Consider the following 12,763-nt stretch of genomic DNA (forward strand, 5'->3'; position numbering starts at 1 on the left):
GTTCCTTGATAAAAATCCGCGTATCTCAGGCTCCCCGCATGATGGATACCTGGCGGAAGTTGATGGCGGTAAACCATACCGGCTGATGTAAGGCCGAGATCAGTGGGCAAAGTGCCTCCTGTGTTTCAACCTATGGCCAGGGATCGGTGGGTTGGGACGCTGTATCATCCCGTATCGTTTTCGCCCCCGACCTTTTCTCGACTCGCTGCAATCGCCGGCTAGGCTTTTGATTCCGCAGCGGTCAATGGAGTGACAGCTTATGCACAACACCCTGGAACAGGTTTTCGGTTATCCACAGTTCCGACCCGGTCAGGAGGCGGCTGTCAGTGCCGTGTTGGCCGGGCGTTCGGCGGCGGCGATTTTCCCCACCGGTTCCGGCAAGTCCCTTTGCTACCAATTGCCGGCGCTGTTGCTGCCGCACCTGACGCTGGTGGTCTCGCCGTTGCTGGCGTTGATGCAGGATCAACTGGCGTTCCTGCAACGCCACGGCATCTCGGCGGGCAGTATCGATTCGGCCCAGAGCCGCGATGACGCCAGCGATGTCATGGCTCGGGCAAAATCCGGCGAACTGAAGATTCTGATGATCTCGGTGGAACGCCTGAAGAACGAACGCTTCCGGCATTTTCTGCAGCAAGTACCGATCTCGCTGCTGGTGGTGGACGAGGCGCATTGCATCTCCGAATGGGGGCACAACTTTCGCCCGGACTACCTCAAGCTTCCCGACTATCAACGCCAGTTCAATATCCCTCAGGTGCTGCTGCTGACCGCAACGGCGACACCCAAAGTCATCGCCGACATGCAGGCGAAATTCGCCATCGCCGCCGACGATGTGGTGACCACCGGTTTCTATCGCCCGAACCTCAATTTGCTGGTGGAGCCGGTTCGTGGAGCGGACAAGCGCCGACGCCTCGTCGAGTGGATGAGCCAGCGTGCGGACCAGCCGAGCATCGTCTACGTCACCCTGCAGAAAACGGCGGAACACATCGCCGAACACCTGAACCACAACGGCATTCAGGCCGAGGCCTATCACGCCGGGTTGCCCCATGATCAACGGGAAGCGATTCAGCGTCGCTTCATGGGCGGGCAGTCCAATTGCATCGTCGCCACCATCGCTTTCGGCATGGGCATCGACAAAAGCGACATCCGCAATGTGGTGCATTTCGACTTGCCCAAATCCATCGAAAACTACAGCCAGGAAATCGGTCGCGCCGGGCGTGACGGGCAGCCGTCGGACTGCCTGGTGTTGGCCAACCGCGACAGCCTCAACGTGCTGGAGAACTTCGTCTACGGCGACACCCCCGAGCTCGATGGCATCCGTTGCGTGCTGGACGAGATGCTTGCCGCAGCACCCGAAGGGCAGTGGGAGTTTCTGCTGGGGCCGTTGGCGGATCAGAGCAATATTCGGCAATTGCCGCTCAAGACCTTGCTGGTGCAACTTGAATTGCGCGGGTTGATCGCCCCGCGTTACGCCTACTACGCCGAGTATCGCTTCAAGTATCTGGAGGAGCCCGAGGCGTTGTTGGCGCGTTTTGAAGGCGAGCGCAGGGATTTTGTCGCTGCGATCATCCAGACCTCCAGCCGCGCCCGGACCTGGGCTACGGTGAATTTCGAGGCGTTGCACGAGCAGCATCAGGCCGAGCGCAGTCGGGTGGTGAAGGCGCTGGACTACTTCCAGGAGAAGGGTTGGGTGGAGCTCGAAAGCAAGCAGATGACCGAGGTCTACAGCGTGCTGCAAAGCGGGTTCGACAGCGCCGCGTTGAGCGAAGAGCTGCACCGTTATTTCACTCGGCATGAACACACCGAGATCGCGCGGATTCACGCGATGCTGGATCTGTTCGCCACCGACCGTTGCCTGGGCTATCGCCTGGCCGAGTATTTCGGCGACCACAATGCTCCGCAGCAATGTGGCCATTGTTCGGTGTGTCATGGGCAGATCGCGCGGCTACCGGCGCCACCGGAATTGCCGGCGCTTGTGGATAAAAATTTCGAGGCGTTGTGTGGCGACTTTATCCACAGGCACGAGCAGCACACGGGCAACGTGCCTTCGGCTGAACGCGTGACGCGGTTTCTGTGCGGGATCAGCGTACCGCTGTTCACCAAACTGAAGGTGCGGGCGATTTCCGGGTTTGCGGCGCTGGAAGATTATCCGTACGCCGGGGTACGCAGTTGGGCCGAAGCGCACCTCTAACCCGTTAAACCGTAGCTGCCGAAGGCTGCGATCTTTTGATCTTTAACGTGAAGATCAAAAGATCGCAGCCTTCGGCAGCTCCTACAGGGCTCATCCATCCGCTGAATGTTGCTCATCACAGGAATAAATTTCAAAAATGTGCAGTGGCTGACTATGGTGATGGCTGTCTTCGGATCGCCAACAAGAGAACAAAACATGAGCCAGACACCGTCGAATATTCAGCGCGCCGCCGTCATCGGCGCGGGCACCATGGGCCGTGGCATTGTCATGTGCCTGGCCAACGCCGGAGTGGCCGTGCAGTGGGTCGACAACAATCCGCAAATGCTGGAACAGGCAATGGCAACCGTGGCGGACACCTATGCCCACAGCGTGCGTCAGGGTCGCATTGATCAGGCAGAAGCCGACGCCCGTTTCGCGCGGGTAACGGCGGCCGATGGTTATGTGACCATCCGCGATGTCGACCTGGTTATCGAAGCAGTGTACGAAAACCTTGAGCTCAAGCAGAAAATCTTCCGTGAACTTGATGGCCTGCTCAAACCTGAGGCGATTCTGGCGAGCAATACTTCGGCGCTGGACATCGACGCCATCGCGGCCGTCACACGCCGGCCACAGCAAGTGCTGGGCCTGCATTTCTTTAGCCCGGCGCACATCATGAAGCTGCTGGAAATCGTCCGTGGCGCGCAGACTGCTCCGGCAGTCCTCGACGCGGCGCTGGCGCTCGGCCAGCGCATGGGCAAGGTCAGTGTAGTGGCGGGCAATTGTGACGGTTTCATCGGCAACCGCATGCTCAATACCTATGTGCTCGAGGCGCGGAAAATGCTGCTGGAAGGTGCTTATCCCTACCAGGTGGACGCAGCGCTGCAAGGGTTCGGTTTCGCCATGGGGCCGTTCCGCATGTTCGACGTGGTGGGCGTCGACCTGCAGTGGCGCGCGCGGCAACTGTCCGGTGTCGGGCAGGACGCGCCTGAAGTTCAGGTGGATAACCGACTGTGCGAGATGGAACGTTTCGGCCAAAAGAGTGGCAACGGTTATTACCATTATGAACCGGGCAGCCGTCAGGCCGAGCACGATCCGCAGGTCGATGCACTGGTGCTTCAAGTCAGTGAAGAACTGGGGTTTGCGCGTCGCGAGATCGGCCCCGAGGAGACTCTCGAGCGCTGCTTGCTGGCACTGGTCAACGAAGGCGCGAAGATCCTGCAGGAAGGCATTGCCGGATCGGCTCGGGATATCGATCTGGTCTACCTCAACGGTTACGGTTTCCCGGCGGACAAGGGCGGGCCGATGGCCTGGGCTGATCAGCAGGGGCTGGCGGATATCCATCGGCGCCTGATGGATCTTGAGACGCTTCAGGGCGATCACTGGAACCCGGCGCGGTTGATTGGCGAATTGGCGGCAGCGGGCAAGGGGTTTGCTGACAAGTGATTGATGTGGCGCCTGCAAGGGCGCCTTCGCGAGCAAGCCCGCTCCCACAATTGATTTTCGGTGAACACAGATTTTGTGTACGGCAGAGATCCACTGTGGGAGCGGGCTTGCTCGCGAAGAACGATAACGCGGTTTTCGCCTTAGACTGGCGAACCAACTCCAGGAATCAACGCCAATGCCCCAACGCACCGATTACCCCCACTTCCAGCCCATCACCACCCGCTGGCACGACAACGACGCCTACGGTCACGTCAACAACGTCACCTATTACAGCTTCTTCGATACGGCGGTGAACACTTACCTGATCGAAGTCGGCGGCCTGGATATCCATGACGGTGAGGTGGTGGGGTTCGTGGTGAGCTCCTCCTGTGATTACTTTGCCTCCATCGCGTTCCCGGACCGTATCGAGGTCGGTCTACGCGTGGGCAAGTTGGGCAACAGTTCGGTGCAGTACGAACTGGCCGTGTTCAAGCAAGGCGAGGATGAAGCCTGTGCGGCAGGGCGCTTCGTCCATGTGTTTGTCGATCGTGCGTCGAATCAACCCGTGGCGATTCCTGTCGGGTTACGCGGGGCGCTGGAGCGTCTGGTGGTTCAGTAAGGCAAAAAAAATCGCAGCCCTTGGGCTGCGATTTTTGTTGTACTGATCAGCGAGGCGCTCGAGGCCTTAGTCGCGATAGTACTTGTGGTGGTGCTTGCGATGGCCATAGGCATGACCGCGGCCTGGATGGCCGTCACGGTAGTAACGACGATCACCATGGCCGCGATACGAACGACGATCGTCGTCGTCATCATTATCGTATTCTTTGCCCATGTAGTTACCCAGCGCGCCACCGGCACCGCCACCTGCTGCGGCGCCGATCAGGCTGCCGGTGGTGCCGCCCACGCTGCGGCCGACCACGTTACCGCCCGCTGCACCCAACGCACCGCCAATGGCCGCTTCGCCACGGCTGTGTTTGTTTGCGCCGACGGCACTACCACCCGCGCCGCCCAGGGCTGCGCCGATGGTGGAACCTGTACTGCCGCCTAACGACTGACCGACGACCGAGCCTAGAACCCCGCCCAATGCGCCGCCTACACCGGCTTCGGTGGTGCCGCCAGCAGACGCGATACCGCTGACCAGGCCAAGGGACAACAAGAGAATCGAGGAGAACTTCATGGAGGAACCTCAAGGGGATGACGGCGCGATCCTGAGGCTCTGGAATGGGCGTGACAATCGAAATCCGACGAATAACACGACTTGTATACATTATTGCAAGTTGCTGTTTTTTGGGCGGAACTTAACGTTTTTTTGCCGGTCTTTTACTACTTCGCAAAGGCCGTTTTCATGAGGAAACGGCCTTTTTTGTGGGCGAATGGAAAGTGCAGAATTCGGAAAGTTTGTTGTTTGATCTATCGCATTCGCGAGCAGGCTCGCTCCCACATTGGATCTTCAGCGAACACAAATTTTGTATACGGCAGAGATTCAATGTGGGAGCGGGCTTGCTCCGGGCGGCGTTCCGACGAAGAGGCCGGTTCAGACGATGCGTTAAGCAGACCTGGCCATGATCAACCCGGTCTCGCTCGCCGCTTCCAACCGGATCGCCACGAACTTCGATGTCGGGGTATGGCTGCCATCGCCGGTGCTTTCCAGCGGCACCAGCGGATTCACTTCCGGGTAGTACGCCGCCGCTTGCCCGGCCGGGATGTCGAATGCCAGCAGTGTGAAGCCCTTCACCCGACGTTCAACACCATCGTCCCAGAGCGAAACGATGTCAGCCTTTTGCCCCGGTTTGAAGCCCAGGCGAATGATGTCGGCCTCGTTGACGAACAACACGTCGCGTTGTCCCTTCACCCCGCGATAGCGGTCATTCAGGCCGTAGATCGTGGTGTTGTACTGATCGTGGGAGCGCATCGATTGCATGATCAGGTCCGGCAGCACACCGGTGGCGCGGGTGCGTTCGTGCACCAGGTCTTTGGGCAGTGCGTTCGGGCGGAAGTTGGCCCGGCCCGAGGCGGTGCTCCACTTGCGTGCGCCGGCACTGTTGCCCAGGTAAAAACCGCCGGGATTCTTGACCTTCTCGTTGAAGTCGCTGAAACCGGGAATGGTCTCGGCGATCAGGTCGCGGATGCGGCTGTAGTCGGCCACCAGCCAGTTCCAGTCCACCGGGTGGTTGCCCAGGGTCGCCGCTGCAATGCCGGCCAGGATCGCCGGTTCCGAGCGCATCTGGTTCGACAGCGGCTGCAGCTGGCCATTGGAGGCGTGGACCATGCTGAACGAGTCTTCGACGGTGATCGCTTGCGGGCCTTCGTTCTGGATATCGATGTCGGTGCGGCCCAGGCACGGCAGGATCAACGCGTCCTTGCCGTGGGTCAAATGGCTGCGGTTGAGCTTGGTGCTGATCTGCACGGTCAGGTCACAGTTTTGCAAAGCCTGGAACGTGCGCGGGCTGTCCGGCGTGGCCTGGGCGAAGTTGCCGCCCAGGCCGATGAAGACTTTCGCCCGGCCTTCGGCCATGGCATGGATCGCCTCGACCACGTTGTGGCCATTGTGGCGTGGCACCTTGAACTGGAAGCGGCGCTCCAGGGCATCGAGAAAGGCTGCCGGCGGACGTTCGTTGATGCCCATGGTCCGGTCACCCTGCACGTTGCTGTGACCCCGCACCGGGCACAGGCCGGCACCCGGGCGGCCAACGTTGCCGCGCAGCAGCATCAGGTTGGCGATCTCCTGGATGGTCGCCACCGAATGGCGATGCTGGGTGATACCCATGGCCCAGCACATGATGACGTTCTTGCCCTTGGCGTACATGCGCGCCGCTTGCTCGATCTCGACCAGGGGCAGGCCGGACTGCTCGACGATCTGCTCCCACGGGGTGTCGTCGATGGCCGCCAGGTACTCCATCACATTGACGCTGTGCTCATTGAGGAAGTCATGGTCGAACACCGCGGGTGCGCCGGATTTCTGTGCGTCGCGTTCCCACAGCAAGAGAAATTTCGCCATGCCGCGCATGATCGCCATGTCGCCACCGAGGGCCGGGCGGAAAAACGCGGTGTTGGTCGGTTTGTCGCCGTTGGTGAGCATTTCGATCGCGTGTTGCGGGTGCTGGAAACGTTCCAGGCCGCGCTCCTTGAGCGGGTTGATGCACACCACTTGCGCACCGCGTTTCACCGCTTCACGCAGCGGTTCGAGCATGCGTGGGTGGTTGGTGCCGGGGTTCTGGCCCCAGACGAAAATCGCATCGGCGTGTTCGAAGTCGTCGAACGTCACGGTGCCTTTGCCGACGCCGACACTTTGCGACAGCGCCACACCGCTGGCCTCGTGGCACATGTTCGAGCAGTCAGGGAAGTTGTTGGTGCCGTAGGCGCGCACGAACAGCTGGTACAAATAAGCCGCTTCGTTGCTGGCACGGCCCGAGGTGTAGAACTCGGCCTGGTCCGGGCTCGACAAGCCGTTCAGGTGTTTGGCGATCAGCGCGAAGGCGTCGTCCCAACTGATCGGTTTATAGCGGTCCGTTTCGGCGTCGTAGCTCATCGGCTCGGTCAGGCGACCCTGGTATTCGAGCCAGTAGTCGCTCTGCTCCAGCAACGAAGTGACGCTGTGTCTGGCGAAGAATTTGGCGTCGACACGGCGCTTGGTCGCTTCCCAATTCACCGCCTTGGCGCCGTTCTCGCAGAACATCACCATGCCCTTTTCCGGAGAATCGCCCCAGGCGCAACCCGGGCAGTCAAAGCCACCGTTCTGGTTGGTCTTGAGCATGATGCGCAGGTTTTTCAGTGCGTTGTCGCTGGTCAACCAGGCCTGCGCCACGCTGATCAGAGCGCCCCAGCCACCGGCAGGACCTTTGTAGGGCTTGTAGCGAGGGACGGGGGTCTGGTCGGCTTGACGGTGTTGACTCACGCTTGATTCTCCAACGTTGGGCTGTAGACCCGCGGCGCATTCTTCTGTGGCAGATGGATAAGGTTGAGGTTGTGGCGCCGAGCCCATTGCACGGCAAGGCCCGTGGGCGACGACAGGCTGACCAGGGTCTGGATGCCGGCGCGCAGGACTTTCTGGATCAACTCGAGACTGCAGCGGCTGGTGACAATCGCCAGCCCGCCGGCGGTCGGGATGTTCTGGCGGACAAGGGCACCGATCAGTTTGTCGAGGGCGTTGTGTCGGCCTATGTCTTCACGGCCCATCAGCAACTCGCCCTGATCGTTCATGAACACCGCTGCATGCACTGCACCGCAATGCTGGCCCAACGGCTGGAAGGCACCGATGCGCTGGCGCAGGCCATCGAGCCATTCAACGGGTGGCAGCGGGGCGCCGGGCAATACCTGAAGGTCCGGCAAGGCCTGCTCGACCGCTTCCACGCCGCACAGCCCGCAACCGCTGGTGCCGGCCAGTTGCCGACGCTGCTGCTTGAGGTTCCAGAAGGCGCGATTGGCGATGGTCACTTGCGCGTATTGCGCCGAGCCCGAGCCGGTCAGTTGCAGGTCGTAGATGTCCGTGGCGTCCTGGATGATGCCGCTGCCCAGGCTGAATCCGACAATGAAGTCCTCCAGATCCGTCGGCGTTACCAGCATGACCGCCTGGCTGATGCCGTTATAGGCAATCGCCAACGCGACTTCCTCGGCCAGCGCGGTGCTGTCCGATTCGACGCTTTCCGTTTCGGTGGGGCGGAAGTTGCTGTAGCTGTACGTCTGGCTGGCGGCGGGCGCGGGCGTTTCGAGGGCAGGCGCCGCGCAGACAGGGCGCTTGGTGTTCATGGCATCACCCACGGTTTGATCAGCTTTAAGACTAGGCGCGGCAAACTGTCGCGTCTAATCGCTAATACTGATCTACCGATAGATGCCGTCGATCAAGCGCTCGTCAGTGATTGCTGATAGATCGCGAAACAGGCTTCCGCCAGGGCTGAGCGGGGCGCGCTGCGACGCATGATCAGCCCCAGGCGGCCAAGGGTCTGGGCGTTCTCGATCGGTTGCAGGCGCAAGTGTTCGGTCAGCCCTTCGAGGCCGCCGTCCAAGGGCATCACGGCGCAACACAGGCCGCCGTGCACGGCTTGAAGCAGTTGATGGACGGCGTCGGTCTGCAGCAAGGGTTGCGGGGTGAGGCCGCGGCTATGGAAGTTATGGTCGATGGACTGGCGAAAGTGCATGCCGCTGGTGAGCATGCCCAGTGGCAGTTCGATCAATGATTCCCAGCTCAGCGGCGCCTCGCCAAAGGTGAAGAAGCGTTGGTCGTAGAGCAGGCCCATGCGGGTTTCACTGAAGGCCAGGGAGTCGAAATGTTCGGCGTCCAGGCGTTCCAGGTAGGAAACACCGAGATCCAGGCGATTGTTCGCCAGTTGTTCGAGGATCTGCTCCGAACTCAAGGCTGAAAGCTCGAAGCGCAGGTTCGGGTGTTCGGCGTGCAGGCGTTGCAGCAGCGGCAGCGGATCGAAGCTCGACAACGGCACCATGCCCAGGCGCAACGTGCCGACCAGATTGCCGCGACAGGCGGCGGCCTCGGCATACAAGCCGTCATAGGCCGCCAACACCGTGCGCGCCCAGGCCAGCACCCGCTCGCCCGGCGCGGTGAAGCCTTCGAAGCGCTGGCCGCGATTGACCAGCGGCAGGTCGAGTTCTTCTTCGAGGCTGCGCAGGCGCATGGACAGGGTCGGCTGGGTGATGTGGCAGCGTGCGGCGGCCTGGCCGAAATGGCGGGTTTCGTCGAGCGCGATGAGGAATTTCAGCTGCTTGATGTCCATCTTCGCTCCTGGGCGCGGGAAGGGGCGGATTCTATCGCAAGCGGGGTCATTGGTCGGGTTGGATTCGCAAGTGACGGCCGTGGTCTAGGCTTTTGCGTCTGGAACCCCAAACCCAAGGAGAGTGCACCATGAGTCTTTTGAGTTTTGTGAAGGAGGCAGGCGAAAAACTGCTGGATTTGCTGACGCCAGGCAACGCCAATGCCAGTGAGCAGTTGAAGGAGCACATCAGCAAGGTAGGCCTGGGCAACCCGAATGTGCAGGCGACGGTCGATGGTGACAAAGTGACCGTGACCGGCGAGGTGGCAAGCCAGGAAGAGAAGGAAAAAATTCTGTTGGCCGTGGGCAATATTGCCGGGGTTGGCAGCGTGGATGATCAGATCACTGTGACCGGGCCGGTGGTGAAGGCCGCGGTGTTTGTCACCGTCGTGAAGGGCGACACCCTCAGCGCGATTTCCAAGCGCGTGTACGGCGATGCGAACAAGTACAACAAGATTTTCGAAGCCAACAAACCGATGCTGTCGCACCCGGACAAAATCTACCCGGGGCAGTCGTTGCGGATTCCTGAGTAAGTCGTCAAACCGCGTGATGGCCATCGCGGGCAAGCCACGCTCCCACAGGATCTGAGCCGTTTCACAAAGGACGCGAACGACGCAGATCCTGTGGGAGCGTGGCTTGCCCGCGAAGCAGGCGCCTCGGTATCAAAGTCCTGCGATCAAATCCCGATAATCCCCGACCGCCGCAAACTCCGCCGTGTCCTTCGGCCCCTTGCGACTATCCGGCTCGCGCACCGCCAGCAAATGCGCCACGCCAAAATCCCGCGCACTGCGCAGGATCGGCAAGGTGTCGTCGATGAACAGGCTGCGCGCCGGATCGAAATCGATATCGGCTTGCAGCGCATCCCAGAACTGCGGGTTTTCCTTGGGGAAACCGTAGTCATGGGAGCTGATCAGGCGCTCGAAGTAGGGCGCCAGTTCGATTTTTTCCAGCTTCAACGACAGCGCATCCCGATGGGCATTGGTGATCAGCACCACGCGCTTGCCGGCCCGTTTGATCGCCGTCAGAAAGGTGTCGGCATCCGGGCGCAGGGCGATCAGGTGCGCGGTTTCCAGTTTCAGGTCGCGCACCGACAGCTTCAGTTCGGCACTCCAGAAGTCCAGGCAGTACCACTGCAACTGGCCGGCATTGCGCTCGAACAACGGCTGCAATTCCATCTCGGCCATGGCCCGGCTGACCCCGTGCAATTCGGCGTAACGCTGGGGCAGGTGTTCCATCCAGAAGTGGTTGTCGAAATGCAGGTCCAGCAACGTGCCGTCCATGTCCAGCAGAACGGTATCGATGTCGGACCAGGGTAATGAAGGCATGGCAACGTCTCGGGCAGTAGATAGATTTCTGGCGTAAACAAACGGGAAAGCCGCGTTATAGTAGCGCGTTCACGCCAAGGAGCTTTGCATGCGCCAGAAACCCACCATACTCGCCCGCGAAATTGTCGCCACCAGTCGATTGTTCTGCGTGGAGGAGCTGAAGCTGCGCTTTTCCAATGGCGTGGAGCGTACGTATGAGCGCCTGGTTGGCAAAGGGGCCGGGTACGGCGCGGTCATGATCGTGGCGATGCTCGATGCCGAGCATGCGGTGCTGGTCGAGGAGTATTGCGGCGGCACCGATGAATACGAAATGTCTTTGCCCAAGGGTTTGATCGAGCCCGGTGAAGACGTGTTGGCGGCGGCCGAGCGTGAGCTCAAGGAAGAGGCCGGGTTCGGCGCACGACAGCTGGAGCACCTGACCGAGCTGTCGCTGTCCCCCGGTTACATGAGCCAGAAGATTCAGGTGGTGCTGGCCACCGACCTCTACGAAGCGCGCCTGGAAGGCGACGAACCCGAGCCGATGCGGGTGGACAAGGTCAATCTGCGTGAACTCTCGGCGCTGGCGCAAAACCCGCAATTTACCGAAGGCCGTGCCTTGGCGGCACTGTACCTGGCCCGTGATCTGTTGACTCAGCGCGGAGCGTTCCAGTCATGAATTTCCCGCATCCGTTGATGGCTCCGGTCATCGAGCTCGCCCTGCGGGCCGGTGATGTGATCCTGCCGTTCTGGCGTACAGGCACGGCCGTCACGGCGAAGGCTGATGATTCGCCGGTGACCGCTGCCGACCTGGCCGCGCACCACCTGATTCTGGCCGGACTGACGGCGCTGGATCCGCACATCCCGGTGCTCTCCGAAGAGGACGCCAACATTGCGCAAAGCGTGCGGGCCGGATGGCAGCGCTGGTGGCTGGTCGATCCGCTGGATGGCACCAAGGAGTTCATCAGCGGCAGCGAAGAGTTCACCGTCAACATCGCCCTGATCGAAAACGGTCGGGTGGTGTTCGGCGTGGTGTCGATGCCGACCAATGGTCGTTTCTATGTCGGCGGCGCCGGCCTCGGCGCGTGGCGTGGGGATAAAGGTGGTACGCCAGTGGCGATCAAGGTGCGTGATGCGCTAGCGCCGGGTGAGTCGTTCACCGTAGTGGCCAGCCGTCGCCATTCGAGCCCGGAGCAGGAGCGTTTGCTGGCCGGGTTGAGCGCCAGTCTTGGCGAGCTGCAACTGGCCAACATCGGCAGTTCGCTGAAGTTTTGCCTGCTGGCTGAAGGGGCCGCGGATTGCTATCCGCGCCTGGCACCGACTTCGCAGTGGGACACGGCGGCCGCCCAAGGCGTACTGGAAGGTGCGGGCGGTGAAGTGCTGGAGTTGAGCGGAGAGCCGTTCAGCTATCCGGCGCGGGAATCGCTGTTGAATGCGTTCTTTCTGGCGTTGCCGGCGAAGGCGGCGTGGCGGGAGAAGCTGCTGGAACTGGCACGCGCATAAGATCGTTCCCGCGCGCTGATGCAAAATCCTTGTGGGAGCGAGCTTGCTCGCGATGGCGGTGGGTCAGGCAACTACAATGTGGGCCTGGACCACCCCATCGCGAGCAAGCTCGCTCCCACAGGTTTTGTGGTGGTCCCGATTTAGCGGTGCAACACGTACTGCCCGACAAACCTCACCGCATCCTCATCACGGCCTTCATTGACGACCCGCGTATGCAGCGTCAACCGCGCTCGGCTGTATCGCTGGAACGTGGTCAAAAATTTCTTCCAGATCACCGGATCCGGCGCCTGGCAAATGGCGTGGGCATCGCCCGTCACCGGCAGCGGATAGCTGATCTGCCCTTCCTGAATCACGATGTGCCCGTCCGTGATGCCTTCTTCCTTGAGGCGCAGATGCAACCAGCCCCAACCGGCCAGGACCGCGCCGCAATACAGGCTGCCGCCGAACATGGTGCTCTTGTGGTTGACGTTGGCGTCCAGCGGCAAGTGCAGGCGCAGTTGCTGGTCATGCCAGTCGAGCACTTTGAGGCCCATGTCCCGGGTGAGGGGAATGTCGTGATGGAGGACTGATTCCAGTTGTCGACTGTCGCGGCTCATTCAGGGGGCCTC

At 61.0% G+C, this 12,763-nt stretch carries 12 protein-coding genes; 6 read left to right on the forward strand and 6 right to left on the reverse strand.

The genetic code is table 11. From position 1 onward, the window contains the following. Positions 1-259 precede the first annotated feature (259 nt). From KW841_RS10100 to KW841_RS10110, 3 genes are all read left to right on the forward strand, one after another. On the forward strand, positions 260-2,188 hold the full coding sequence (locus KW841_RS10100; protein WP_218475683.1) for an ATP-dependent DNA helicase RecQ: 1,929 nt from the start codon (positions 260-262) through the stop codon (positions 2,186-2,188). A gap of 195 nt (positions 2,189-2,383) precedes the next feature. Continuing rightward, complete coding sequence (locus KW841_RS10105; protein WP_218475685.1) at positions 2,384-3,610, forward strand: 3-hydroxyacyl-CoA dehydrogenase; 1,227 nt, start codon at positions 2,384-2,386, stop codon at positions 3,608-3,610. Positions 3,611-3,785: 175 nt separating this feature from the next. Continuing rightward, the gene (locus KW841_RS10110; protein WP_218475688.1) at positions 3,786-4,208 is read left to right on the forward strand and encodes a thioesterase family protein; all 423 of its coding nucleotides are present in this window, start codon (positions 3,786-3,788) and stop codon (positions 4,206-4,208) included. A 66-nt stretch (positions 4,209-4,274) separates the two neighbouring features. Here KW841_RS10110 and KW841_RS10115 read toward each other — a convergent pair whose 3' ends face one another. From KW841_RS10115 to KW841_RS10130, 4 genes are all read right to left on the reverse strand, one after another. Then, complete coding sequence (locus KW841_RS10115) at positions 4,275-4,766, reverse strand: glycine zipper domain-containing protein (RefSeq protein WP_104451204.1); 492 nt, start codon at positions 4,764-4,766, stop codon at positions 4,275-4,277. Between the two features lie 369 nt (positions 4,767-5,135). Beyond that, positions 5,136-7,484 carry an FdhF/YdeP family oxidoreductase gene (locus tag KW841_RS10120; RefSeq protein ID WP_218475690.1) on the reverse strand — a complete coding sequence of 783 codons (2,349 nt, stop codon included), beginning with the start codon at positions 7,482-7,484 and terminating at the stop codon, positions 5,136-5,138. Next, a complete protein-coding gene (gene fdhD / locus KW841_RS10125) occupies positions 7,481-8,335 on the reverse strand; it encodes a formate dehydrogenase accessory sulfurtransferase FdhD (protein WP_218475693.1) in 855 nt (284 codons plus the stop codon). The genes KW841_RS10120 and fdhD overlap by 4 nt, the downstream gene beginning before the upstream one ends. A gap of 92 nt (positions 8,336-8,427) precedes the next feature. Beyond that, positions 8,428-9,315, reverse strand: coding sequence for a LysR family transcriptional regulator (locus KW841_RS10130; RefSeq protein WP_218475695.1), 888 nt, complete (start codon positions 9,313-9,315; stop codon positions 8,428-8,430). Positions 9,316-9,443: 128 nt separating this feature from the next. Between KW841_RS10130 and lysM the strand changes: the two genes are divergently transcribed. Further along, positions 9,444-9,884, forward strand: a complete 441-nt coding sequence (lysM, locus tag KW841_RS10135; protein WP_007972838.1) for a peptidoglycan-binding protein LysM — start codon at positions 9,444-9,446, stop codon at positions 9,882-9,884. 129 nt (positions 9,885-10,013) lie between these two features. Here lysM and yrfG read toward each other — a convergent pair whose 3' ends face one another. Continuing rightward, on the reverse strand, positions 10,014-10,676 hold the full coding sequence (gene yrfG / locus KW841_RS10140) for a GMP/IMP nucleotidase (protein ID WP_015093038.1): 663 nt from the start codon (positions 10,674-10,676) through the stop codon (positions 10,014-10,016). An 88-nt stretch (positions 10,677-10,764) separates the two neighbouring features. Between yrfG and nudE the strand changes: the two genes are divergently transcribed. Next, positions 10,765-11,331, forward strand: a complete 567-nt coding sequence (gene nudE / locus KW841_RS10145) for an ADP compounds hydrolase NudE (protein ID WP_007972833.1) — start codon at positions 10,765-10,767, stop codon at positions 11,329-11,331. After that, positions 11,328-12,155 carry a 3'(2'),5'-bisphosphate nucleotidase CysQ gene (gene cysQ, locus KW841_RS10150; protein WP_218475697.1) on the forward strand — a complete coding sequence of 276 codons (828 nt, stop codon included), beginning with the start codon at positions 11,328-11,330 and terminating at the stop codon, positions 12,153-12,155. The genes nudE and cysQ overlap by 4 nt, the downstream gene beginning before the upstream one ends. A gap of 140 nt (positions 12,156-12,295) precedes the next feature. On the opposite strand, the gene KW841_RS10155 is transcribed toward cysQ, so the two are convergent. Continuing rightward, a complete protein-coding gene (locus tag KW841_RS10155) occupies positions 12,296-12,751 on the reverse strand; it encodes a thioesterase domain-containing protein (protein ID WP_007972829.1) in 456 nt (151 codons plus the stop codon). Positions 12,752-12,763: the final 12 nt, after the last annotated feature.

Source organism: Pseudomonas sp. PDM28 (assembly GCF_019219115.1).
GTDB lineage: Bacteria > Pseudomonadota > Gammaproteobacteria > Pseudomonadales > Pseudomonadaceae > Aquipseudomonas > Aquipseudomonas laurylsulfatiphila.